Here is a 23,769-nt window from a genome sequence, read left to right as displayed (position 1 = left end):
ACACGATTCAGCATCAGGGCGACCCCGCTCGCGTCACCGCCGTACAGGAGAACCCCATGCTGACGCTACGCGAGAGTGACATTCTGCTCGATTGCCGGGCCGAGAATTGGCGTTCGGCTCTGGACCTAGCCGCCGAATCCCTCGTCGGCGCGGAACTGACCGAGCCTGCGTACCGGGAAGGGCTGCTGTCCCGGGAGACGCAGTCCTCCACTTACCTGGGCAATGGCATCGCGATTCCCCATGGCACGCCGGAGAGTCGCACCCATGTGCTGCGCACCGGCGTGCGGGTGCTGCAGTTTCCCCGGGGCATCGAGTGGCACGATGGCCAGCGGGTGCATGTGCTGGTGACCATTGCCGCCCAGAACGACGAACACCTGGATATCCTGCGCCAGTTGACGCACGTGCTGGACCGCGACGACGTCGCCGAACGTCTGGCCAATGCCGATGATGCCGGGGAAGTCGTGGCGCTGTTGTCCCGCGTTCCCGTCGAGGCGCGGCTCGACGCCGATACCTTGTGTCTGGGAGTGCCAGCGCGCGACATTCGCGAGCTGGCGCTGGCCGGCGCGGCCCGGCTGAGACAGGCTGGCTGTGTCGAGGATGGCTTCATCGCCGAGATCGCGGGGGCGATGCCCCGGCGGCTGGGTCAGGGCACCTGGCTGGCCATGGCCCGGCGCGATGTCTCGGTTCCGGCGCTCTCGCTGGCCACGCCTGCCACGGCCCTCGAGGTACAGGGCGAGGGCGTGAATGGCGTGTTCTGCCTGGCGGCGCGGGAGGACGCACACCTGGGGCTGCTGGAGCGAATCGCCAGCCTGCTGGAAGGCGGTGAACTCGAAACCTTGCGACGCGGCGATGCCGAAACGGTGCTGGCACGCCTGTCGGGAGAGGGGGCGGCGGCGCACACGCAACGCGTGCGGGTGCTCAACGCCCATGGCTTGCATGCGCGCCCGGCCAAGCAACTCGTCCAGGTGGCCCGGGAACAGGCCGTGCCGATCCGGGTGCGTCTGGCGGAAGGCGGCGCCGAGCCGGTGTCGGCGACCAGTTTGACCAAGGTGATCGGGCTCGGCGCGCGGCGTGGCCAGTGGCTGGTGTTTTCCGCCGAGGGCGAGGATGCCGAACAGGCGCTGGCGACCATCGACAAGGCCGTCGCCGATGGGCTCGGCGAGGCGGTGGAACCCTTCGACGACAGCCGCGAGTCCGTGCAGGCGGCGGTGACGACCGACGAGGAAGACGCGCCGCAGCCCTTGCCGGCAGACACCGCTTATCAGGCGGTGGCCGCCTCGCCGGGCCTGGCCATTGCGCCAGTGTTCGTGATGCGCATGCCGCGCTTCGATTATCCCGAGCTTGCCGATGACCCCGCCGCCGAGACGCAGCGTCTCGAAGTGGCGGTTCGCGAAGGCGGCGAGCAACTGGCGGCGCTGGCACGCAGCGCGCGGGGCGGGGAGGTCGCCGAGATTCTCTCCATGCACGAGGAGATGCTCGACGACCCGGAGTTGTTGCAGGCCGCCCGCGAAGGCATTCAGGAAGGGCGTTCCGCCGAGGCTGCCTGGTGGGAGGCCATCGATACCGCTGCCCGTGCCCAGGAGATGCTTGCCGACCGGCTGCTCGCCGAGCGCGCCGCCGACCTGCGCGACGTGGGACGACGGGTGCTGGGGCGGCTTTGTGACGTGGCCTTGCCCGAGCCGCCGACGCATCCCTACATCCTGGTGATGGACGATATCGGTCCCTCTGATGTGGCCCGCCTCGATACCGAGCGCGTACGTGGCCTGTTGACCGCCAGGGGCGGCGCCACGGCACACAGCGCGATTCTCGCCCGGGCGCTGGGGATTCCCGCCGTGGTGGGTGCTGGCGAGCGCATCCTGTCGCTGGAGAACGGGACCTCCCTGATTCTCGATGGCGAGCGGGGCCGGGTTGTGCCGGCCCCGGGGGAGGCGCGTCGCCAGCGCGCCGAGCGTCAGTTGGCGGACCGCGAGCGTCGCGAGCGCGAGGCCTGGGAGGCCCGCTTCGAACCGGCCCGCACGCGGGACGGGCATCGTGTCGAGGTGGCGGCCAACCTGGGCAATACCGCGCACGCTGCCGACGCGGTCTCGCGGGGCGCCGAAGGGGTCGGCCTGCTGCGCACCGAGTTCTTGTTCATGGCCCATGCCGAGGCACCGGATCTCGATACCCAGATGGCGGAGTATCGCGAGGCGCTCGATGCCCTGGACGGCCGTCCCCTGGTGGCGCGAACCCTGGACGTGGGGGGCGACAAGCCTTTGCCGTACTGGCCGGTTCCCCAGGAAGACAACCCCTTCCTCGGGTTGCGCGGCATTCGCCTGGCGCTGACGCGTCCCGGGGTGCTGGCAACGCAGCTCGAGGCGCTGCTGAGGGCGGCGGTCGGCAGGCCGCTGCGCATCATGCTGCCCATGGTCAAGGATGTCGCCGAGCTGCGCACCGCCCGGGCGATGCTCGACCGACTGCTCGCCGAGGTGCCGGAGCACGAGCGAACCACCGACGTTCAACTGGGCGTGATGATCGAGGTGCCCTCCAGCGCCCTGCTGGCGTCGAGCCTGGCCGTGGAGGCGGATTTCTTCTCGGTGGGCACCAATGACCTCACCCAGTACGCCCTGGCCATCGATCGCGGGCATCCCGAGCTTTCCGCCCAGGCCGACGGCCTGCATCCCTCGGTGCTCAAGCTGATCGAGATGACCGTCGAGGCGGCCCATGCCCAGGGCAAGTGGGTTGGGGTCTGCGGTGAGCTGGCCTCGGATGCCGCGGCGGTGCCGGTGCTGGTGGGACTCGGCGTCGACGAGCTCTCGGTGAGCGCTCGCCAGGTACCGATGGTCAAGGCACGGCTACGCGAGTTCGATCTGGCGGATGCCCGCGATCAGGCGCGACGCGCGCTGACCCGGGCCACTGCCGACGAGGTGCGCGACGCCCTGGAGGAGACATGATGGCGCCGGTGCTCGTGCTCAGCCTCAATCCGGCGCTCGACCTGTCGGTCGGCCTCGAGCGCCTGGCGCCCGGCCGCGTCAATCGCACTCGCGAGACGCACCTGGAAGCCGCCGGCAAGGGCGTCAACGTTGCCAGGGTGCTGGTGGCGCTGGGACACCGGGTGACGCTGTCGGGCTTTCTCGGTAGCGACAACGATGGCGTCTTTCGTCGCGCCTTCGAGACCCTGGGGGTCGAGGATGCCTGCCTGCGCGTTCCCGGCGAGACCCGCACCAACGTCAAGCTGGCCGAGGATGATGGACGCGTGACCGACATCAACGGCCCGGGCGTGATCATCGACGCCGAGGCCTGGCTCCGGTTGATCGGCGAACTGGAGCGGCGTCTCACGGCATCGACCGGTCGCCCCCGGGCGGTGGTGATCGCCGGGAGCCTGCCGCCCGGCGTGACGCCCGACAAGCTTGGCGAACTCGTGTCCCGGGTGCGCCAGGCGGGTCTGCCGGCATGGGTGGACACCAGCGGCCCGGCGCTCGATGCCGCCATCGCGGCGGGAGCCACGGCGGTCAAGCCCAATGAACATGAACTCGCCGTCTGGGCCGGCCAGTCGGCGCTGGACGGCGCGGCACGTCACGCGGCGGCACGTCGGCTGCGCGATGCCGACGTCGAGGAGGCGGTGGTCTCCGCCGGTGCCGACGGGGTGCTGTGGCTCGGACGAGGTGGTGACTGGCAAGCCGTGCCGCCGAGGGTGGCGGCCGTCAACACCGTGGGCGCCGGCGACACCCTGGTTGCGGCGCTGCTGCATGGCGTGCTCGAGGAGGCATCGCCCGACGCCGCGCTGCGCCTGGCCACGGCCCTGTCCGCCGAGGCCGTACGGCATGTCGGGGTGGGACGCCCGGACGCCGCCGATTTTTCCGAACTCCAACGACAGACTCGCGTGAGCCGCCTGGATGAAGGCGACGACGCAGGGGGAGCGCTTGCATGAATGTGATCCTGATCACCGCCTGCCCGAGCGGCATGGCCACCACCTATCTCGCCGCGCGTCGCCTGCAGAGCGCCGCCGAGCGCCTGGACTGGCACGTCACGGTCGAGGCGCATGGCGAGGCGACACCCGTCACGCCGGTCGACGACGCGACCCTGGAGGCCGCCGAACTGGTCGTGGTGGCGGCCGAGCGAATTCCCGAGGCCGCGCGCTTCGCTGGCAAGCGCGTCTTCCAGGCAACGATCGACCAGGCGCTGCCCGATCCCGAGGCCTTCCTGGCGCGCGCCGAGCGCGAGGCTCGTCCCTTCGAGCCCGAGGAGGCGACGGCAGAAGCGCAAGAGAGCGGGGCCGAAGGACAGCGCATCGTCGCCGTGACCGCCTGCCCGACGGGCGTGGCGCATACCTTCATGGCCGCCGAGGCGCTGGCCGAGGCAGGACGTTCGATGGGCCACGAGATTCGTGTGGAAACCCAGGGTTCGGTGGGCGCCCAGGATGCGCTCACCGAGGAAGAAATCGCCGCCGCCGCTGTGGTGATCCTGGCCTGCGATATCGAAGTGGACCCGACCCGCTTCGCCGGCAAGCGCACTTATCGTACTTCCACCGGCAATGCCCTCAAGAAGCCGCGACCGACCATCGAGGCGGCCCTGGCGGAGGCCGAAGTGGAACACGAGGGGACGGCCGGCGGCGGCGAAGCCAAGAAGAGCATCAAGGAGAAGGGCGTCTACAAGCACCTGCTGACCGGCGTCTCCTTCATGCTGCCGATGGTGGTCGCCGGCGGCCTGTTGATCGCGCTGTCCTTCGTGTTCGGCATCGAGGCCTTCAAGGAAGAGGGCACACTGCCCGCCGCCCTGATGCAGATCGGTGGCGAGACGGCATTCGCGCTGATGATCCCGGTGCTGGCCGGCTATATCGCCTATTCCATCGCCGATCGGCCCGGCATTGCGCCGGGGATGATCGGCGGTATGCTGGCGTCCAGCATCGGCGCCGGTTTTATCGGTGGCATCCTGGCGGGCTTTCTGGCCGGTTATACGGCCAAGGCGGTGACCCGCTACATCAAGCTGCCGGCCAGCGTCGAGTCGCTCAAGCCGATCCTGATTATCCCGCTGCTGGCCAGCCTGGTCACCGGCTTGGTGATGATCTACGTGGTGGGCGAGCCGGTGGCCGGGATTCTTGCCGCCCTGACGGCCTTTCTCGAGAACATGGGCTCGGCCAATGCCGTGCTGTTGGGTACCCTGCTCGGCGCCATGATGTGCTTCGACCTGGGTGGGCCGGTCAACAAGGCATCCTATACCTTCGGTGTGGGGCTGCTGGCCTCGGAGAGCTATGCGCCGATGGCGGCGATCATGGCCGCCGGTATGGTGCCGGCCATCGGCATGGGCATCGCCAGCTTCGTGGCCGGCGGCAAGTTTTCCGAGCCGGAGCGAGAGGCCGGCAAGGCGTCCTTCGTGCTTGGCCTGTGCTTCATCACCGAAGGCGCCATTCCCTTTGCCGCCAAGGACCCGCTGCGGGTGATTCCCGTCAGTATGGTCGGGGGCGCCCTGACCGGCGCACTGACGATGCTGTTCGGCGCCAAGCTGATGGCTCCCCATGGCGGCATCTTCGTGCTGCTGATTCCCAACGCCATCACGCCGGTGCTGCTTTATCTACTGGCGATCGTCGCCGGTTCGCTGGTCACCGGGCTGGGCTATGCCATGCTCAAGCGTGGCGACAAGGCGATGTCGGTGGCAACGGAGGGATGAGGCGGCGTCGAGGGCGACGTTCGCCGGAACCTGAGTAGTACGCCTGCACCTCCCGGCCGCTCCGGGAGGTGTTGTCCTGCCAAAGGTGTTGTTCTGCCAAAGGTGTATGTCCCGTTGGCGATGTATGGCCAAGACTGAGGAGTGTTCATTCAGCACGACAATCCTCAGGAGCCAAGCCATGATCTACGCCAATCCCGGTACGCCCGATGCCCTGGTCGATTATGCCGCACGTTACGGCAACTATATCGGGGGCGAGTTCGTGCCGCCGGTCAAGGGGCGCTATTTCGACAACATCAGCCCGGTCAACGGCGAGGTGATCTGTGAGATCCCCCGTTCCGGTGCCGAGGACATCGAGCTCGCCCTGGACGCGGCCCACGCCGCCGCTCCCGATTGGGGGCGAACCTCCGCTACCGAACGTGCCAACCTGCTGCTGAAGATCGCCCAGCGCATCGAGGACAACCTCGAGATGCTGGCCGTCGCCGAAACCTGGGACAACGGCAAGGCGGTGCGCGAGACGCTCAACGCCGACCTTCCCCTGGCCGTCGACCACTTCCGCTACTTCGCCGGCTGCATTCGCGCCCAGGAAGGCACGGCGGCCGATATCGACGCCAACACCGTGGCCTATCACTTCCACGAGCCGCTAGGGGTGGTGGGACAGATCATTCCCTGGAACTTTCCACTGCTGATGGCTACCTGGAAACTGGCCCCGGCGCTGGCCGCCGGCAACTGCGTGGTCCTCAAGCCCGCTGAACAGACACCGGCCTCGATCCTCGAGCTGATGAAGTTGATCGGTGACCTGCTGCCCGCCGGCGTGGTCAATGTGGTCAACGGCTATGGCGCCGAGGCCGGCGAGGCACTGGCAACCAGCAAACGTATCGCCAAGATCGCCTTCACCGGCTCCACGCCGGTGGGTTCGCACATCCTCAAGTGCGCCGCCGCTAATATCATTCCTTCCACCGTGGAACTGGGCGGCAAGTCGCCCAACATCTACTTCGCCGACATCATGAATGCCGAGCCCGAGTTCATCGACAAGGCAGTCGAGGGGCTGGTGCTGGCCTTCCTCAATCAGGGCGAGGTGTGTACCTGCCCGAGCCGAGCGCTGATCCAGGAGTCGATGTACGACGACTTCATGGCCAAGGTGGTCGAGCGAACCAAGGCGATCAAGCGCGGCAACCCGCTGGATACTGACGTCCAGGTCGGTGCCCAGGCCTCCCAGGAGCAGTTCGACAAGATCATGTCCTACATGGACGTCGCCCGTGAGGAAGGCGCCGAGTTCCTTACCGGCGGTGACCGCGAAAGCTTCGATCCCGCCTACGACAAGGGCTATTACATCCAGCCGACCCTGCTCAAGGGGCATAACAAGATGCGTGTCTTCCAGGAGGAAATCTTCGGCCCGGTGGTCGGGGTGACGACCTTCAAGGACGAAGCCGAGGCGCTGGCCATCGCCAACGATACCGAGTTCGGCCTGGGGGCCGGGGTGTGGAGTCGCGACATCAACGTGGCCTTCCGCATGGGGCGTGGCATCCAGGCTGGCCGGGTGTGGACCAACTGCTACCACCAATATCCGGCGCATGCTGCCTTCGGGGGCTACAAGAAGTCCGGCGTGGGTCGTGAGACCCACAAGATGGCGCTGGAGCACTACCAGCAGACCAAGAACCTGCTGGTCAGCTACGACACCAATCCGCTCGGTTTCTTCTAAGTTTCTGCCACCTGTGGTCGAGGTGTTCCGGGGGGCGCGACGCAAGTCGCGCCCCCGATTCGTCAGCGGCTACAAGATCATCGCGTTTTCCGTCATCATCGTTCTTTCGATACTGGCGGAGAGCACATGGAAATCCTCGACCTTGAAACCCACGATCTTCATCAAGAACGGTTGCAACGGGTGGCGACACTACTCAAGGCGAGCGGAGCCCGTCGGGTGCTGGACCTGGGGTGCGGCTCCGGCAGACTGCTGCAGTATCTGATGCGCGAACCGCAGTATGAAAGAGTCGTTGGCCTGGAGCTTGATGGCGAATTGCTGGCCCAGGCCAAACTGCTTCTGGAAAACTTGCCAGGAAGCCGCCGGGAATGCCTGGAACTGGTGTGTGCTTCCTATACCGAGCCCCATCCGGCCTTGTCCGGCTTCGAGGCCGCCGCCATGGTGGAGACAATCGAGCATGTTCTCCCTGAGAAGCTCTCGGCGGTCGAGCAGGCTGTCTTTGGCGAGATGCGCCCAAGCTTGCTGATCATGACCACCCCCAACCGCGAGTACAACCCGCTCTACGACATGGAACCGGGCGAGTTGCGTGATGCGGATCACAAGTTTGAGTGGGATCGTGCACGATTTCGCGAGTGGGTCAGTGGCGTGGCGTGGCGCAATGGCTATCGCGTGACGATCTCCGGTATCGGCGACTGGGACCCGGAGTTTGGTCAGCCGACGCAGGTGGCGCGTTTCGAGCGCTGACCATGAGCTGGGGATAGAAAAACTGGGGTACAGAATAGAAGCGGCGGCCATTCGGCCGCCGCTTCCTGTCACTGAGCTGTCGATGATGCTCAGGTTGGCGCGATTTCCGCGGGCGGTTCGCCCACCGAGCCGGGCATGGCCTGCACGTTGCCGCTTTTGCCGGCCAGCGACAGGAAATGCAGGTGGCGTTCGTACTCGGCGAGCACATCGCCGATCACCTGGCCACGGGTATAGCCATTGAGGTCCTTGTCCGCACCCCCTTCGGACAGATAGACATCGAGACGTACATAGTAGTCGTCATCCACCGGCAGGAAGCTCGGTGTGCGCAGCCGTTGAGCGTGAATCTGATAGACGAAGCTGGCGGCGTCATCGAAGCCGACCTGCAGTGTCAGGCTGGGCAGGGGCTCGCCGTCGATCGCTTCCTCGGTCACTGTCGCTGACTGGCCGCGACTTTCGAGTTCCTCGGCGAACTGGCGAAGGGCCGGGCGGATGGCGTGCTCGATGGTGGCGGCGGCGCCGGCACGGTTGGAGGTATCCAGGGCGCGGTCCAGACGCTCTCGCCAGTCGCCTCCCGGTGCGGCTCCGCTGACGTACTGGCGGGCATCGGCCTTGGTGCTTTCCAGCTTCAGGGCTCGGGCCATGCCGGCCATGATGGCGAATATCACCAGCGAGAAGGGCACGGCGGTGATCACCACGGCACTCTGGAGGGCCGACAGACCACCGGCCATCAGCAGGGCCACGGTGACCAGGCCGATCGCCACTGACCAGAAGATGCGCAGGCGGATCGGAGCATCGTGGTTCACGTCGGACAGGATCGAGGTGAAGTTCGCCAGCACCAGGGCGCCGGAGTCGGCGGAAGTGACGAAGAACACGACACCGAGCAGGGTGACCACCGAAGCAGTGACACCGATGTACGGATACTGTTCGAGGAACGTATAGATCGTGGTCTGCGGCGAGTTGAGTGCCTCCTGGCCGAGCTCCACCAGCCCTTGGTTGGCGACCATCTCGATACTACTGTTACCGAAGATCGACATCCAGGCCATCATGAAACCGAGCGGGATCAACAGGGCGCCGATGACGAATTCGCGAATGGTGCGACCACGCGAGATGCGCGCCAGGAAGAGGCCGACGAAGGGCGTCCAGGCAATCCACCAGCCCCAGAAGAAGATGGTCCACCAGCCTTTCCACTGCTGGGCGTCGGGCCCGGCAAAGGCATAGGTGTCGAAGCTCTTTCCGGGGAAGCCGCTCAAGTAGTCGCCGGCGTTGAGAACCAGGGCGTCGAGCAGGTGCAGCGTATCGCCCTGGAAGAGCACGAACAGCAGCAGCAGTGCGGCCAGGCCCATGTTGAACTCGGAAAGACGGCGAATGCCCTTCTCCACGCCGGTGACCACCGAGATGGTGGCCAGGATCACTACCAGCACGATCAGCACTACCTGGGTGGAAAGGCTCTCAGGAACGCCGAACATGAAGGTCAGCCCGTAGTTGAGCTGCATCACGCCGATGCCAAGGCTGGTGGCGATGCCAAATACGGTGGAGATCACGGCGGTGATGTCCACGGCATTGCCGATGGGGCCGTGGATACGCTTGCCGAGCAGCGGGAAGAGGGCGCTGCGAATGGCCAGTGGCAGGCGATGCCGATAGCTGAAATAGGCCAGTGCCATGCCCATCAGTACATACATGCCCCAGCCGGTCAGCCCCCAGTGCAGGAAGGTCTGGGGCACGGCGGCACGCATCGCCGCGGCGCTCTCCGGGGCCAGGTCCGGTGGTGTCAGGTAGTGCGACAGCGGCTCTGCCACGCAGAAGAACAGCAGGTCGATGCCGATTCCGGCGGCAAACAGCATTGAAGCCCAGGAGACCAGCGAGAATTCTGGGCGTGAGTGGTCGGGGCCCAGGCGGATTCTGCCGACGCGTGAGCAACCGATGACGATCACGAAGACCAGATAGACCACGGCGGCCAGCATGTAATACCAACCGAAGGTATCGTTCACCCAGGCCAGGCCGGCGTCGAAAAAGGCGCCGGCCTCCTCGGTGAACGTCATGGTCAGGATCAAAAAGATCAGGATACCGGCCACACTGCCGTGGAAGACCGTGCGGTTGATCCGGTCGCGTCTTTCAGGAATGGCGTAGTTATCCGACATTCAATATATCCTCTTTCTGCTTTGCAGTTCTTTTTTTGAATGAATGTTCAAATAAAATACGCACATCCTTCGTTGACTGCAAGTCGAATGGCGGAATCGACCGAATGGCGGGAGTTGTAGACGAGAGACGGGGCCACGACGCAAGACGCCCGGCACGGGGCCGGGCGTCTTGGAACGTACTGAGAAGAGGAAGTATTGGAAGGCGGGGATCAGCCGTCCATGGGCTCGGAGTGCTTGGGGCCATGCCCATGATCATGCGGTCGGCCGGGGCCATGGCCTTGGGGCCGCAGGGCATCGCCGAGTTCCTCTATCTGTTGCTCGCTCAGATGTTCGGAAAGGGCATCGCGATGCGATTGCATCAGGTCTTTCCAGGCTTGGCGGCGTTCCTCGGGACCTTCGAATTCCTGCTCTTTCAGTGTCTCGGCTTCAGAGCGGAATTCATCGCGTTGCTGGGCCAGGGCCTCGCGGGTCGAGTCGGAAAGCTCCCACTCGTCGAACAGGGCCTTGATGCGCGCTTCACGTGCTTGTTGCTGCTCGGCGCGGTGCTCTTCATGCATCTGTTGCTGGGCCTTCTCGAGGGCGGCCTTACCGTCTTCCCCGAGGATCTCATCGATCTGTTGGCGATGCTCGTCGCGCAGGTCCTTCATCGCGTCGCGATAGTCCTCGCGGGCTTCCTTGAGTTCGTCGCGGGTCTGCTGGTCGATGCCGGCTCGCTCGAATGCTTCCTGGCGGAGATCCTCGCGATGCTCACCCGGGTGAGGCGGATGATCGGGCGAGGCGCTGGCGGCGAGCGACAGCGGCGCGACGAGGGCGGCCAGCAGGGCGGGCATCAGCAGCTTGCGGGAAAGCGATGTGGTCATGAACAGACTCCTTGTGTCCTGAAGTGACATGGCCAGTATTGGCGCCCGGCGTGCAAGGTCAGTGTATTGAGCGTGCAAACAACAAGGAGGCGGAGGGCAACAACGTTCAATACTGCTCGCCGTGTCGCGCCTAGTGTTGCCAGGAACAGTCCCGTCAACAGGAGACACGTGATGACGTTCAGCTTGTTGCTTTCCATGTCGGCCTTCGCCCTGGCCGCATCGATATCGCCGGGGCCGGTGAATATCGTGGCCCTGTCGGCCGGAACCCGTCATGGCCTGCGCGCCAGCATGCGGCATGTCGCCGGCGCCTCCCTGGGGTTCACCCTGTTGCTGCTGCTGATCGGACTCGGCCTGCATGAGCTGTTGGCAAGCTGGCCATCGATCATTGAGGGCGTTCGCTGGGCCGGAGTGGCCTTCCTCGTCTATATGGCGATCAAGCTCGGCGTCGATAATGGCCAACTCGGAGAGGGTGGTGACACTCGGGGCCCCTCCATGTGGCAGGGCGCCATCATGCAGTGGCTCAACCCCAAGGCCTGGCTGGCCTCGTTGGCGGGAATGGGAGCCTATGCCGCCAATGGCGAGGTCGGCCTGATCCTGCGCTTCGCGCTGCTCTATCTAGTGATCTGTTATCTGTCGATCGCCTGCTGGGCCGCGGCCGGCGCCTTCCTGCGGCACTGGCTGCGCGACGCGGCTCAGGTGCGGCTGGTCAATCGCGTCCTGGCGTTGTTGTTAATGGTCAGTGCCGGTTATCTGGTGGTGGCGGTGAGGTAATGGCCTGGCGTGGTGGCCCTCAGGCGCTTGAAGGTGCGCTGGAAATGCGCCTGGTCGGCGAAGCCGCAATCGAGCGCGACTTCGGCAATGGGGCGGCCGGCCCGTAGCCTGGCGCAGCCGAGCTGAATGCGGCGGTTGATGAGGAAGGCGTGCGGTGTCATGCCGTAGAGAGCCTTGAAGCGGCGTACCAGATAGGAACGCGACAGGCCGGCGGCGTGGCAGATGTCGTCCAGGCCGATGGCCTCGGTGCAGTGAGCGTCGATGTACTCCGCCGCGCGTCGCAGGCCAAGAGGGTGCGCCTCGAGGGGCTGTAGCCGGGGGGTGAGTCGGCGTTGCATCTCGACGACCAGCTCGATGGCTCGGGTTTCCCGGGCCAGGCGTGTGGCATCGGGGGAGAACAGGGTGTCGCAGAGACCGGTGACTCGCCGGTACAGCGCCGGGTGACGGCTCGAACGGGCGGCGAAGGTCTGGAAGCCGAGGTGCGCGGGGGCGCCGAGTTCATGCTGCAGGCCGGCGAGCCAGTCGCAGTCGAGATAGAGCATGTCATACGACCAGGGGCGGTCGTCGATGGGGTTGCAGGCATGCACTTCCTCTGGATTCATGACCACGACGCTGCCCGGGGTGACGGTTTCCGTGTGGCCCTGATTCCAGTAGGTGCTGTGGCCGCCGGTGATGGCACCGATCGAAAAGGTCTCGTGGCTGTGCTTGGCATAGCAAACGCGATGCCCGTCGGTGACTCGGCGTGCTTCGAGAAACGGCAGGGCGGGGTCGCGCCAGAAGTGCATGACGTCTCGATGGCGTTCCATATCGCTTTCCCTCATCTGGAACCTTCAGGCTAGACCCGAGGGAGGACAGGCGCCATTCGTCACTCTTCGGGCTGATACTTGTAGCCCACGCCATAGACCGAGCGAATGATCTCGCGATCCGGCCAGATATCGGCGATCTTCTTGCGCAGCTTCTTGACGTGGCTGTCCACAGTACGTTCGGAAACGATGCGATGGTCGCGGTACATGTGATCCATCAATTGCTCGCGGGAGAAGATGCGTCCGGGCGAATGCATCATCACCCGCAGAAGCTGGAACTCTACCGCGGTCAGTGCCAGGTCGTGCCCATCGGCCATGGCACACCAGCCATCGTCGTCCAGCACCAGGTCGTCGGTGCCCGTGTGTCGGTCGGCGTCGGCCGCTCGGCTACGGCGCAGCACGGCGCGGGCGCGGGCGACCACTTCGCGGGGGCTGAAAGGCTTGCAGATGTAGTCGTCGGCACCGAGCTCCAGCCCCAGCAGGCGATCGACCTCCTCGACCCGAGCGGTGAGCATGATGATGGCCACCCTGGGCCAGCGCTGGCGGATCTCGCGGCACAGGGTCAGGCCATCGGTGCCCGGTAGCATCAGGTCCAGCAGGACCAGTTCGGGCGGTGCCTCCTGGGATTCGAACCAGGGCAGTACCGTATCGCCGTGATCGAGGTGGTGCGTGGTATAGCCGCTGCCTTCCAGGTAATCGGCCACCAGGCGAGCGATCTTGGGTTCATCTTCGACGATCAGGACGCTGTCGGTGGTGATGTGGCTCATGTGTCAGTCCCTCTGAGCTGGTGATCGGTGATGGCCGGAAAGGTCAGCGTCCAGCATAACCCGCCCAGTACCGAAACGCTGGGTGTCATTTCGGCACCATGGGCCCGGGCCAGTGCCATGGCGATGGACAGTCCCAGGCCGCTGCCGCCACTGGCTCGGCTACGCGATCCCTCGACCCGGTAGAGACGCTCGGTGAGACGTGGCAGCTCGGCCTCCGACACGCCGGGCGAGCTGTCTTCCCAGCAGAGTTGCCAGGACTCGTCCTGCCGCGTGAGCGTGACCCGCAGGCGACCGGGCGCGCTGGTATAGGCGCAGGTGTTGTCCAGCAGGTTGGTCCAGAGTTGGCGCAGGCGCTGGGTATCGCCGCGAATCCAGGCCGGGCCGTTGATGTCGGTATCGAGCGAGATGTCTTCGTCGGCGAGCCAGCCTTCGGCCTCGCCGAGGCGTGATGCGAGGCTGTCGGCCAGATCGAGTGGCGCCAACTGGACTTCGAGGGCACCGGCATCGCTCTGGGAGAGCAGTCTCAGGTCGGAGACCAGGCGCTCGAGCTGGCCGACCTCCTGGCTGAGCGAGCCCAGGCTGTCCAGGTTCAAGGGGCGCACGCCGTCCTGCATGGCCTCGATCTCGCCGCGCAGCACAGCGAGCGGGGTGCGCAGTTCATGGGCGATGTCCGAGACCCAGCGGCTGCGGGCCTCGCGGCTGGCTTCCAGCGTGGCGGCCAGGACGTTGAAGTCGTGGGCCAGGTGCGACAGCTCGTCGCCGCCGCGTTCGGTCAGGCGAGTGCTGTAGTCGCCCTCGGTGAGACGTCGAGTGGCCAGCGTCATGCCGCCGGTGCGGCGCCCCAACCACCACGACAGCCCGCCGGCGAGCAGTAGCGACGCCAGGCCCAGAGCGGCGACGATGATCGCCAGGTTGCGGCGTTGCTGGGAGAGGAAGATGCGGTCCATGCGCGCCATGAGCTGCTGAGGCGGCCGGTAGCCCAGGGTGCCGACTTGTTCGCCATTGTTGATGATCGGCAGCCAGCGCAGCTCGGCGGCGTCCCGGTCGTTGTCCGGGGGCAGGCCGATCACCGGCAGGCCGCGGGCGTCATGCAGCACGAAGTCCCGGGGGTCGCCGAGTCGACGTTCGATGCCTTCCGGTGGTGGAGCGTCGCCGGGCCATAGTTGATGGCGAACCAGGTGATGCCAGGCGCGTGGCGACTGTCGCAGCCATTGCCAGTCGCCGCGCCGCGACCACTCGTCGGCAAGACCTTCGGCCAGAGTCTCGGCGCGGCGCGTCTGGGTGCGGTCGAGGTATTCGATGAAGCCCTGGTCGAGGCTGCGCGACACGGCGATGAACACCAGCCCCGCGATAGCCACGTTGACTACCAGGATGATCACGAACAGCTTGATGCCGAGTCGCGAGAAGGAGGGGCGGAAGGGGCGCATACGCGGGGATTCCTCGGGCAGGGAGCATCGCCTCAGGATACCGTCACGGGGAGCTGGCATCGTGCAATCCCGGTGAAAGTCGTCGGTCGATCAGGGACAACTGTCGCCGACGACCAGCTCGGTGTGCAGCAATTGGGCCCGGGGTGGTTCCAGCCCGAGGATCATGCGGGCCGCGACACGCCCTTTCTCGACGCTATCCTGGCGCATGGTGGTCAGGCGTGGCGATCGGTACTGCCCTTCGGCGATGCCGTCGAAACCGGTCAGGCGCAGGTCCTCGGGCACGCGCAGGCCGCGTTGCTCGGCCAGGGTCAGGGCGGTGAGCGCGATGCGGTCGGACATGCACAGCAGAAGATCCGGTCGCTCGTCATCGGGGAGATCGAGGATGGAGGCGATCACCGGAGCGCAGACGTCATGGGTATTCTCCTCGATATTCCACATCGGCACCGAGGCCGGGTCGATGCCGTGCTCGTCGAGGGCACGATGGAAGCCGGTGAGCCGCGAACGCGTGATGGTACGGTCGGCCGGGAGCAGTTCCTGGTCGGGGGCGACGCGGTCGTTACAGGGATGCTTGGTGAGCCGCAGGTTGATGATGCCGGGGCGCCGCGACGATGTCTTCAAGGCATGGTTGGCGATGGCGTAGCCGGCTGGTTCGTTGTCGATATGTACCGCCGGGTAGCCCTCGAGGCTGAAGTCCACTGCCACCAGGGGGCGCTGGTTCGGCAGCGGCAGGTCGTCGAGCAGCATCAGGCTCGGCATCAGACCGTAGACGATGAAGCCGTCCGCGATACTCGACGAGCCGGGGACCTGAGAGGCATTTTTGCGGCCCGAGAGCAGCAGCATGGTATGGCCGTGCGCGTCGAGCACCTCGGCGATACCCGACAGCAGCTCGCTGGCCACTGCATCGTTCAGGCTGTAGGTCAGGCTTTCTGCCAGGATCACCGCAATGATCCGCGAGCGACCGGTGCGCAGGCTGCGCGCCTTGGCGTCGGGGCCGCGATAGCCCAGCTGCTTGGCTTCGTTGAGGATGCGTTCGCGCAGCAGTGGCGAAAGCTGGTCGGGGCGGTTGAAGGCGTTGGAGACGGTCGCCGTGGAAACGCCGAGCTTGGCGGCCAGCTCCTTCAAGGTGATGCGGCGGGGCAGTGAGGACACTTTCGTTTCCCTGCTAAGTGCTTCGTTGTCTAGGATACCGGTCTTCCGTTCCCCGGGACAGTGCGGCCATTCTAGTCGGGCCTCGATCCGTCGGACGAGCGGCGATCGATACACGTCTCGCCCGGCGGAGGCGTGTCGTTCGTGGGGCCTGACAGCGGGGGCAATGGCTGGCCCGACCGAAGGTACACCGATCGGGCGAGGGGCATGGCCTTACCAGCCGCGGCGACCGAGGCGCTCGAGTTCACGGTCCAGTTGGCGGACGGCAGTGACGCCGTCCAGCTCGCCGGAGAGCACCCGGTGAGTATGGTTGAAGAAGGCGTTGGAGACTCGCGCATAGGCGTCGCCGGTCACGGTGGCGGGTCGCGGTACGCCATTGGTCAGGGTCTCGTAGATATCGCTCATGGAAGGGTTGCTGGCCAGCACCTGCTCGTCCTGGTAGAGCGATTCGATGGTCGGGTTGCGGCCCATTTTGACGGCGTGAGCCTTCTGCTGCTCCTGAGCGGTGATGAAAGCGACCAGCTCGGCGGCCAGCTCGGGATGCTCGGAATAGCGCGAGACGGCGAAGTTCCAGCCGCCCAGCGTTGCCTTCGACTCGCCCTCGGGACCGTGAGGTAGCGGCGCCATGCCGACCTTGCCGGCCACTTCGCTGCCGTCGCCGTTGGCCAGTGACCAGACGTAGGGCCAATTGCGCAGGAACAGGGCGTTGCCGGACTGGAAGATACCACGGGTCTCTTCCTCGGTGTGGTTCAGCGCACCTTCCGGCGAGATGGTGCCGATCCAGGAGGCGGCCAGGTCGAGGGCGGCAGCGGCACGGGCGTTGTCGATGGTCACTTCGCCCTTTGCGTCGACGAGGGTGCCACCCCCATGGCTCGCCACCCATTCCAGGGCGTTGCAGGTCAGCCCCTCGTAGGCCCGGCCCTGGAAGCTGAAGCCCCAGAAATCGTCGTTGCCGGCCTCGCGCTCGGCGGCCTGGATGTCGGTGGCAATCTCGGTCAGCTCCTGCCAGGTCTCGGGAACCTCATGGCCGTATTTCGCGAGCAGGTCCTTGCGGTAGTAGAGCACGCCGGCGTCGGTGTACCAGGGCATGGCCACCAGACGGCCGTCGACGGTGTTGTTGTCGACCAGCGCCGGGAAGAAGCCGTCGGTGATGTCATCCGGCAGGTACTCGTGGAGGTCCACCAGATGGTCGTCGAGCATGCCCGGCCAGACGATGTCGACCATCAGCACGTCGACATCGCTGGACTCGCTACCCAGCAGTTGCTGATAGAGCGAGAGTTTTTCGGTGGGGCTGTTGGGGGTGGAGACGACCTTCACGGTATTGCCGGTCTGCTCGGCCCACTGCTGGGCGGCGATCGGACAGTAGTCGGAGGTGTCGCCGGCGCCACAGGCGATGGCGATCTCCGTTGCCAGAGCATTCTGGGCGATCAGCGTCGAACCGCCCAACAGGAGCCCGGCGAGCAGGCGATGGTGGGAAGGCGAAAGGTGAAACGATGTCTTCATGGGCTACCTCATCTTGTTTGTCGTTGTTGGGGCTTCCATTCCGCCTCCAGGGCGCATCGGGTCGGTGTCGAACGTGCCGCGGCCCGGCAACCGCCGCGTGTGGGCCAGGGGCGGCGGTATTGGTGGAATCAGGCCGCCTGACGTTGCCTGGCGAGGCCGAGGGCCTGGTCGGCGGTGTCGAACAGGTGAACGTGCTCGAGTTCGGGCACCAATGCCACCCGCTGGCCGATCTCCCAGCGGCTGGGGGCTTCGCTGCGATGGATCAACAAGGTATCGCCGGCCTTGGGCTCCAGATAGACGTAGACCTCGTTGCCCAGGTACTCGACGTTGACGATCTCGAAGGCGTTGTCCCCCTGGGCCTCGGCCAGGCTCAGGTGCTCGGGACGCACGCCAAGGCTCAGGCCGGTGCCGCGGGACTGGCCACTGGCGTCCTGGGGCAGGGCCAGCTCGCCGAGGCCCGGTGCCTTGATCCTGCAGCCCTCGTCATCGCCGCCGAGGAGTTCGGCCGGCATGAAGTTCATGGTCGGCGAGCCGATGAAACCGGCGACAAACCGCGTGGCCGGCCGCTGGTAGAGCTCCTGGGGGCTGCCGACCTGCTCGACGCGACCATCGCGCAGCACCACGATCTTGTCGGCCAGCGTCATGGCTTCGACCTGATCGTGGGTGACGTAGACCATGGTGGAGCCCAGCCGGTGGTGCAGGCGGGCGATCTCATTGCGCATCTGCACGCGCAGCGAAGCGTCGAGGTTGGATAGCGGCTCGTCGAACAGCAAGATGCGCGGTTCGCGGGCCATTGCCCGGCCCATGGCTACGCGCTGGCGCTGGCCGCCGGAGAGTTCCTTGGGCTTGCGGTGCAGCAGTTCCTCGAGTTGCAGGATACGTGCGGTGGCCATGACCCGGTCGTCGACGGTCTCGTTGGCCATCTTGGCCAGCTTGAGGCCGAAAGCCATGTTCTCGTAGACCGACATGTGCGGGTAGAGCGCATAGGATTGAAACACCATGCCCACGCCGCGCTCGCGGGGCGGCAGGTCGTTGACCACGCCATCGGCGATCCTTAGCTCGCCGTCGGTGATCGACTCGAGTCCGGCGATCAGCCGCAGCAAGGTCGACTTGCCGCAGCCCGAAGGGCCGACAAAGACCACGAATTCGCCATCGCCGATCTGGAGGTCGACATCCTTGATGATGTGGGTATGACCGAAGACCTTGTTGAGCTTGTCGAGCGTCACGCTTGCCATCTGGCGACTCCTCGCCGGCCCATCGGGGCCGGCCTGCTTGGTGTTGTGTTATCGATCGAGCTGGATAAAGGCGGCCTGGTAGGGCGGCAACTGCAGCATCGTGCCCTCCAGGGTGGTAGTGAAACCGTGGCCGTCGAGAGGTATGCCGGTCTGCGGCAAGGTGGTCTGCCGGGCTTCGCCGTCGAGGTTGAACACACAGAGGAGCCGTTCATCGTCCTTCTCGCGGATAAAACCGAGCAGCGCCTCGCCGACGTCGACCAGTTCGAGATCGCCGTCGAACAGAGCCGGATGGGCACGGCGAAAGGCCAGCAGACGACGGGTGGCGGCCAGAACCGAAGTGCGGTCGTCCTGTTGGCGTGACACGGCGAGTGGCAGATGACTCGCTTCGACCGGCAGCCAGGGTTCCACTCCTTCGGCGGTGAAGCCGCCACTCGCCATATGCTCCCAGGGCAACGGCGTGCGACAGCCGTCGCGGCCCTTGAACTCCGGCCACAGCACCTTGCCGTAGGGATCCTGAAGGCGTTCGAAGGGCACCTCGGCTTCGGGCAGGCCGAGCTCCTCGCCCTGATAGAGGCAGACACTACCGCGCAGCGACAACAGCATCGCCAGGGTCACCTTGGGATAGGCGACCGGGTCCTCGCCGGCTCCCCAGCGGGTGGCGCTTCTCACCACGTCGTGATTGGAGAGTGCCCAGCACGGCCAGGCATCGCCGGCCAGCCGCTGGAAGCGTTCGAGCACCTCGCGGATGTAGGCCGGCGAATGGGGGGCGTTGAGCAGGTCGAAAGTGTAGGCCATGTGCAGCTTGTTGCCGCCGGCGGTGTATTCGGCCATGCGCTCGAGCGGATTGTCGTCACCGATCTCGCCGACGGTGGTGGTGCCGGGAAACGCGTCCATCAGTGCGCGCAACTCGCGCAGGAAGTCGAGGTTTTCCGGGCGACTCAGGTCATGGACGTGGCGCTGCCAGGTATAGGGATTGCTGTCCGGCGCGCCGAGCGTCTTGGCCTCGCCGGCGGGCACTGGCGGGTTGTCGCGTAGTTTGGCGTCGTGAAAGTAGAAGTTGACGGTGTCCAGGCGGAAGCCGTCGACGCCGAGCTCCAGCCAGAAGCGCATGTTGTCGAGCTGTGCCTGGCGAACCTCGGGATGATGGAAGTTGAGATCCGGCTGGCTGGCCAGGAAGTTGTGCAGGTAATACTGCTGGCGACGCGAGTCGAAGGTCCAGGCCGAGCCGCCGAAGATCGACAGCCAGTTGTTGGGTGGCGTGCCGTCGGGCTTGGGGTCGGCCCAGACGTACCAGTCGGCGCGGGCGTTGGTGCGATCGGCGCGACTCTCCTGGAACCAGGGATGCGCCTCCGAGGTATGGCTGATCACCTGGTCGATCATCACCTTGAGGCCCAGCTCATGGGCGCGGGCCAGCAGCGCCTTGAAGTCGTCGAGGGTGCCGAACATCGGGTCGACGTCGCGGTAGTCGCTGACGTCGTAGCCGAAGTCGGCCATCGGTGAGGTGAAGAAGGGCGACAGCCAGATACCGTCGACGCCGAGGCTCGCCACATAGTCGAGCTTTCCGGTGATGCCAGGCAGGTCGCCGATGCCGTCGCCGTTGGCATCCATGAAACTGCGCGGATAGATCTGGTAGATGACGCCGCCGCGCCACCAGGTCAGGTTGTCTTGCATGGTCTTGTCCATCGATGACATGTGGCTTATCCCTTGACGGCGCCGGCGGTGAGACCGGAGACGATGCGTTTCTGGAAGATCATCACCAGGATGACCAACGGCACGGTGACGGTGACCGAGGCGGCCATGATCGGACCCCAGGGCAGCTCATGCTGGCTACCGCCGGAGATCAGGGCGATGGCGACCGGTACGGTGCGCTGGTCGTCGGTGAGGGTGAAAGTCAGGGCGAACAGGAATTCGTTCCAGGCGGCGATAAAGGCCAATAGCCCCGTCGTGGCCATGGCCGGCCACATCAACGGCAGAAACACCTTGGTGATGGTGATCCAGGGCGTGGCGCCGTCCATGATCGCTGCCTCTTCCAGTTCCATGGGCAGCTGGCGCATGAAGGTCGTCAGCACCCAGACGGTGAAGGGCAGGGTGAAGATGGTGTAGCTCAGTATCAGCCCGCCCGGGTTGTTGTAGAGGTTCAGCGTTCGGATCACCTCGAACAGTCCGGAGAGCACCGCCACCTGGGGAAACATCGACACGCCGAGGATCGTCAGCATCACCGTGGTGCGGCCGCGGAAGCGCACCCGGCCCAGGGCATAGGAGGCGGTAATGCCCAGCAGCAACGCAATGGCCACCACCGACAGCGAGACGACGATGGAGTTGAAGATGGCGCGTACGAAGCTCTTCTGGGTGAAGATCTGCACGTAGTTGCTGACGTCCAGCGAGGATAGCCAGAAATCGACGCGGAACAGCTCGCTGGAGGGCTTCAGCGAGGTGACCACCGCGTAGTAGAAGGGGAAGATGGCGTAGACCATCACCACGGCGATCAGGGCATAGAGGCCGACGCGCTTGGCGAGCTTTATCAGTTGATACTGGTTCATTGATCGACTCCCAGTTGACGGCGGCCCAGGTAGAGGTAGATGACCACGGCCAGGGCGATGATCAGGAACAGCAGGGTGGAAGCGGCGCTGCCGTAGCCCACGTCCTGAAACTCCACCAGTTGCTGGCGGGCATAGATCGACATGGTCATGGTGCTGGTGGAATTGGAGGTCAGCACATAGATCACGTCGAACACGCGCAGGGCGTCGAGCAGGCGGAAGATCACTGCTACCAGCAGTGCCGGGGTGATCAGTGGCAGGGTCACGCGGAAGAACACCTTGACCGGATGGATGCCATCGACCTCGGCAGCTTCGTAACAGTCCCTGGGCAACATCTGCAGGGCGGCCAGCACCAGCAGGGCGACGAAGGGGATGGTCTTCCAGACGTCGACCATGATCACCGCCCACATGGAGAGGTCAGCGTCGGCGGTCCAGGCCAGGGGCGCGTCGATCAGCCCCAGGGCCATCAGGATGTGGTTGATGATCCCGAACTGGTCGTTGAGCATCCAGGCCCACATCTTGGCCGAGACGATGGTTGGGATGGCCCAGGGAATCAGCACCGCGGCCCGCACCAGCATGCGGCCCTTGAATTCGGCGTTGAGCAGCAGGGCGACGATGATGCCGAACACCACCTCCAGCGAGACCGAAACCAGGCTGAAGTAGACGGTATTCCACACCGAGTTCCACCACACCGGGTCGGTGAGCAGGCCATACCAGGCGCCGTCGTCGTAGACCAGATAGTTCTCGAAGCCGATCAGCGCCGCGCCGGCGGTATCCGATAGCGAGGCATCGGTGAGGCTCAGATAGAAGGTGCGCAGAAGTGGCCAGCCGGCGACCAGGGCCAGCGCGACCAGCATCGGCGCGAGAAAAGTCCAGGCGGCGCGGACTCGCTGACGACGCACCTTGGTGCCGCGGTAGCCCGCCGGGTTGCGTCGCGCTGCCTGGGGTGCCTGTTCGGTGACGGGAGTCGACATGGAGATCTCCTGAGTTACCAGCGACGACGCTTGATGCGCGAGAGCTCGCTGTCCAGATCGGAGACGGCCTCGGCGCCGCTCTGGTTGCCGGACAACACCTCATGCACGGCGTTGAAGAAGCCGTTGCTGACCCGACCGTAGTTGTCGCCGGTGACGGCGGAGGGGCGAGCCACGGCGTTGGTGAAGGTGTCGTAGAGGGTGCCGAAGAAGGGCACCGCTTCGAGCACCTCCTCGTCCTTGTAGAGCGACGTGAGGGTGGGGTTGTAGGCCGCCTCGATGGCGCGTCGTTTCTGTTCGGCCTCACCGGTCAGGAAGGCCACCAGCTCGGCGGCGAGATCGGGATGCTCGCTGTACTTGGAGACGGCCAGGTTCCAGCCGCCCAGGGCAGCGGCGCTTTGGTTTTCGCCGCCCGAAGCCGCGGCGCTGGCGCCATCTGGCCCGTGGGGCAACTTGACCACGCCGACCTTGCCGGCCACCTCGCTGTCCTCGCTCTGGGCCAGTGACCAGGCGTAGGGCCAGTTGCGCATGAACACGGCATTGCCGGACTGGAAGATGCCGCGGGCCTCCTCCTCGGTGTAGTTGAGTACGCCCTGCGGGGCGATCTCGCCGATCCAGCTCGCGGCCAGGTCCAGCGCCGCGGCGGCATTCTCGTTGTCGATGGTGATCTCGCCGTCAGCGTCGACGAGGGTGCCGCCGCCCTGGCTGGCCACCCACTCGAGGGCATTGCAGGTCAGTCCTTCGTAAGCGCGGCCCTGGAAGACGTAGCCCCACATCTTGTCGTTGCCGGCCTCGCGCTCGGCGGACTGGATGTCGGTGGCGATGTCGGTCAGTTGTTGCCAGGTTTCTGGCGGCTCGAAACCATGCTGCTCGAGCAGGTCCTTGCGGTAGTAGAGCACGCCGGCGTCGGTGAACCAGGGCATCGCCACCAGCCGGTCGTCGACGGTGTTGTTGGCGACGATGGCGTCGAAGTGACCGGCGGCGGCGTCCTTGCCGAGCGTTTCATGGAGGTCGAGCAGGTGGTTGGCCAGCAAGCCCGGCCAGACCACGTCGATCTGCAGCACGTCGATATCGTCGGAGCGAGCCGACAGGATCTGCTGGTAGAGGGACAGCCGCTCGGTGGAGGAATTGGGCGTGGAGACGATCTCCACCTCATGGCCGGTTTCGGCCTCCCAGGCCTCGACGCCCTGCTCGCAGAGCGCAAGTTCGGCGCCCACCGCGCCACAGGAGATGGTCAGGTCGGCCGACAGGGCCGGGGTGGCGCTCACGGCGCCCAGCAGGGCGAGGCCGGAGGCGATCAGGGGCTGGCGTTGCATGGTATTACCTCAGTCGCTTGTTGTTGTAGAGCCTGTTGTAGAGCTTGTTGTAGAGCTTGTTGTAGAGCTTGTTGTAGAGCTTGTTGTAGAGCTTGTTGTAGAGCATCGTCTTAAACGATTAAGACATGGTGCTCAGTTAAGCGATGCAGGAACGGCTCCGCAACCTAGACTTTCGTCGCGAATGCCGGGCCGGGAAATGTACGATCTTGTTT

The 23,769-nt window shown here is 65.4% G+C and carries 18 protein-coding genes; 6 read left to right on the top strand and 12 right to left on the bottom strand.

Features of this window, described 5'->3' with window-relative positions:
* Nucleotides 1–56: 56 nt before the first annotated feature.
* From ptsP to FZZ93_RS09580, 5 genes are all read left to right on the top strand, one after another.
* Nucleotides 57–2,930, top strand: coding sequence for a phosphoenolpyruvate--protein phosphotransferase (gene ptsP, locus FZZ93_RS09600; RefSeq protein ID WP_149322109.1), 2,874 nt, complete (start codon nt 57–59; stop codon nt 2,928–2,930).
* Nucleotides 2,930–3,907 carry a 1-phosphofructokinase family hexose kinase gene (locus tag FZZ93_RS09595; RefSeq protein ID WP_187774503.1) on the top strand — a complete coding sequence of 326 codons (978 nt, stop codon included), beginning with the start codon at nt 2,930–2,932 and terminating at the stop codon, nt 3,905–3,907. The genes ptsP and FZZ93_RS09595 overlap by 1 nt, the downstream gene beginning before the upstream one ends.
* Nucleotides 3,904–5,643: a PTS fructose-like transporter subunit IIB gene (locus FZZ93_RS09590; RefSeq protein ID WP_149322107.1), complete on the top strand. Its 1,740-nt coding sequence runs from the start codon at nt 3,904–3,906 to the stop codon at nt 5,641–5,643. The genes FZZ93_RS09595 and FZZ93_RS09590 overlap by 4 nt, the downstream gene beginning before the upstream one ends.
* A 178-nt stretch (nt 5,644–5,821) precedes the next feature.
* Nucleotides 5,822–7,342: an acetaldehyde dehydrogenase ExaC gene (exaC, locus tag FZZ93_RS09585; RefSeq protein WP_149322106.1), complete on the top strand. Its 1,521-nt coding sequence runs from the start codon at nt 5,822–5,824 to the stop codon at nt 7,340–7,342.
* A gap of 126 nt (nt 7,343–7,468) precedes the next feature.
* Entirely contained in the window at nt 7,469–8,083 is a 615-nt protein-coding gene (locus tag FZZ93_RS09580) for a methyltransferase domain-containing protein (RefSeq protein ID WP_246146175.1), read from the top strand.
* Between the two features lie 89 nt (nt 8,084–8,172).
* On the opposite strand, the gene betT is transcribed toward FZZ93_RS09580, so the two are convergent.
* Both betT and FZZ93_RS09570 read right to left on the bottom strand, forming a co-directional pair.
* Nucleotides 8,173–10,221, bottom strand: a complete 2,049-nt coding sequence (gene betT, locus FZZ93_RS09575; RefSeq protein WP_149322105.1) for a choline BCCT transporter BetT — start codon at nt 10,219–10,221, stop codon at nt 8,173–8,175.
* Between the two features lie 209 nt (nt 10,222–10,430).
* Complete coding sequence (locus FZZ93_RS09570; protein ID WP_149322104.1) at nt 10,431–11,081, bottom strand: hypothetical protein; 651 nt, start codon at nt 11,079–11,081, stop codon at nt 10,431–10,433.
* Nucleotides 11,082–11,252: 171 nt separating this feature from the next.
* Between FZZ93_RS09570 and FZZ93_RS09565 the strand changes: the two genes are divergently transcribed.
* Nucleotides 11,253–11,852: a LysE family translocator gene (locus FZZ93_RS09565; RefSeq protein ID WP_149322103.1), complete on the top strand. Its 600-nt coding sequence runs from the start codon at nt 11,253–11,255 to the stop codon at nt 11,850–11,852.
* Here the strand turns inward: FZZ93_RS09565 and FZZ93_RS09560 are convergent.
* From FZZ93_RS09560 to FZZ93_RS09515, 10 genes are all read right to left on the bottom strand, one after another.
* Nucleotides 11,828–12,658, bottom strand: a complete 831-nt coding sequence (locus tag FZZ93_RS09560; protein WP_149322102.1) for an AraC family transcriptional regulator — start codon at nt 12,656–12,658, stop codon at nt 11,828–11,830. The genes FZZ93_RS09565 and FZZ93_RS09560 overlap by 25 nt on opposite strands.
* A gap of 59 nt (nt 12,659–12,717) precedes the next feature.
* Nucleotides 12,718–13,422 (bottom strand): response regulator, encoded by a 705-nt coding sequence (locus tag FZZ93_RS09555; protein ID WP_149322101.1) that lies wholly within the window; start codon nt 13,420–13,422, stop codon nt 12,718–12,720.
* Nucleotides 13,419–14,849, bottom strand: coding sequence for an ATP-binding protein (locus FZZ93_RS09550; RefSeq protein WP_149322220.1), 1,431 nt, complete (start codon nt 14,847–14,849; stop codon nt 13,419–13,421). Before FZZ93_RS09550 ends, FZZ93_RS09555 begins: the two co-directional genes overlap by 4 nt.
* 90 nt (nt 14,850–14,939) lie before the next feature.
* The gene (locus FZZ93_RS09545; RefSeq protein ID WP_246146174.1) at nt 14,940–15,998 is read right to left on the bottom strand and encodes a LacI family DNA-binding transcriptional regulator; all 1,059 of its coding nucleotides are present in this window, start codon (nt 15,996–15,998) and stop codon (nt 14,940–14,942) included.
* Between the two features lie 210 nt (nt 15,999–16,208).
* The gene (locus FZZ93_RS09540; RefSeq protein WP_149322100.1) at nt 16,209–17,498 is read right to left on the bottom strand and encodes an ABC transporter substrate-binding protein; all 1,290 of its coding nucleotides are present in this window, start codon (nt 17,496–17,498) and stop codon (nt 16,209–16,211) included.
* A 128-nt stretch (nt 17,499–17,626) separates the two neighbouring features.
* Complete coding sequence (locus tag FZZ93_RS09535) at nt 17,627–18,733, bottom strand: ABC transporter ATP-binding protein (protein WP_149322099.1); 1,107 nt, start codon at nt 18,731–18,733, stop codon at nt 17,627–17,629.
* Between the two features lie 48 nt (nt 18,734–18,781).
* Nucleotides 18,782–20,404, bottom strand: a complete 1,623-nt coding sequence (locus FZZ93_RS09530; protein WP_149322218.1) for an alpha-glucosidase family protein — start codon at nt 20,402–20,404, stop codon at nt 18,782–18,784.
* A gap of 26 nt (nt 20,405–20,430) precedes the next feature.
* The gene (locus FZZ93_RS09525) at nt 20,431–21,273 is read right to left on the bottom strand and encodes a carbohydrate ABC transporter permease (protein WP_149322098.1); all 843 of its coding nucleotides are present in this window, start codon (nt 21,271–21,273) and stop codon (nt 20,431–20,433) included.
* The gene (locus FZZ93_RS09520; protein ID WP_149322097.1) at nt 21,270–22,244 is read right to left on the bottom strand and encodes a carbohydrate ABC transporter permease; all 975 of its coding nucleotides are present in this window, start codon (nt 22,242–22,244) and stop codon (nt 21,270–21,272) included. The genes FZZ93_RS09525 and FZZ93_RS09520 overlap by 4 nt, the downstream gene beginning before the upstream one ends.
* Nucleotides 22,245–22,258: 14 nt before the next feature.
* Nucleotides 22,259–23,557, bottom strand: a complete 1,299-nt coding sequence (locus FZZ93_RS09515) for an ABC transporter substrate-binding protein (protein ID WP_149322096.1) — start codon at nt 23,555–23,557, stop codon at nt 22,259–22,261.
* Nucleotides 23,558–23,769: the final 212 nt, after the last annotated feature.

Source organism: Halomonas eurihalina (genome assembly GCF_008274785.1).
GTDB classification, from domain to species: domain Bacteria; phylum Pseudomonadota; class Gammaproteobacteria; order Pseudomonadales; family Halomonadaceae; genus Halomonas; species Halomonas eurihalina.
The sequence above is the reverse complement of the archived record's forward strand: the minus strand, read 5'-3'. Positions and strand labels throughout refer to the sequence as shown.

Excerpts from the sequence above, each read along its gene's own strand:
- FZZ93_RS09515 (WP_149322096.1), bottom strand. The coding sequence starts at position 23,557 with ATGCAACGCCAGCCCCTGATCGCCTCCGGCCTCGCCCTGCTGGGCGCC.
- FZZ93_RS09565 (WP_149322103.1), top strand. The coding sequence starts at position 11,253 with ATGACGTTCAGCTTGTTGCTTTCCATGTCGGCCTTCGCCCTGGCCGCA.
- FZZ93_RS09525 (WP_149322098.1), bottom strand. The coding sequence starts at position 21,273 with ATGAACCAGTATCAACTGATAAAGCTCGCCAAGCGCGTCGGCCTCTAT.
- FZZ93_RS09550 (WP_149322220.1), bottom strand. The coding sequence starts at position 14,849 with ATGCGCCCCTTCCGCCCCTCCTTCTCGCGACTCGGCATCAAGCTGTTC.
- FZZ93_RS09520 (WP_149322097.1), bottom strand. The coding sequence starts at position 22,244 with ATGTCGACTCCCGTCACCGAACAGGCACCCCAGGCAGCGCGACGCAAC.
- FZZ93_RS09560 (WP_149322102.1), bottom strand. The coding sequence starts at position 12,658 with ATGGAACGCCATCGAGACGTCATGCACTTCTGGCGCGACCCCGCCCTG.
- FZZ93_RS09530 (WP_149322218.1), bottom strand. The coding sequence starts at position 20,404 with ATGCAAGACAACCTGACCTGGTGGCGCGGCGGCGTCATCTACCAGATC.
- FZZ93_RS09595 (WP_187774503.1), top strand. The coding sequence starts at position 2,930 with ATGGCGCCGGTGCTCGTGCTCAGCCTCAATCCGGCGCTCGACCTGTCG.
- betT (WP_149322105.1), bottom strand. The coding sequence starts at position 10,221 with ATGTCGGATAACTACGCCATTCCTGAAAGACGCGACCGGATCAACCGC.
- FZZ93_RS09580 (WP_246146175.1), top strand. The coding sequence starts at position 7,469 with ATGGAAATCCTCGACCTTGAAACCCACGATCTTCATCAAGAACGGTTG.
- FZZ93_RS09555 (WP_149322101.1), bottom strand. The coding sequence starts at position 13,422 with ATGAGCCACATCACCACCGACAGCGTCCTGATCGTCGAAGATGAACCC.
- FZZ93_RS09590 (WP_149322107.1), top strand. The coding sequence starts at position 3,904 with ATGAATGTGATCCTGATCACCGCCTGCCCGAGCGGCATGGCCACCACC.
- FZZ93_RS09535 (WP_149322099.1), bottom strand. The coding sequence starts at position 18,733 with ATGGCAAGCGTGACGCTCGACAAGCTCAACAAGGTCTTCGGTCATACC.
- FZZ93_RS09570 (WP_149322104.1), bottom strand. The coding sequence starts at position 11,081 with ATGACCACATCGCTTTCCCGCAAGCTGCTGATGCCCGCCCTGCTGGCC.
- ptsP (WP_149322109.1), top strand. The coding sequence starts at position 57 with ATGCTGACGCTACGCGAGAGTGACATTCTGCTCGATTGCCGGGCCGAG.
- exaC (WP_149322106.1), top strand. The coding sequence starts at position 5,822 with ATGATCTACGCCAATCCCGGTACGCCCGATGCCCTGGTCGATTATGCC.
- FZZ93_RS09540 (WP_149322100.1), bottom strand. The coding sequence starts at position 17,498 with ATGAAGACATCGTTTCACCTTTCGCCTTCCCACCATCGCCTGCTCGCC.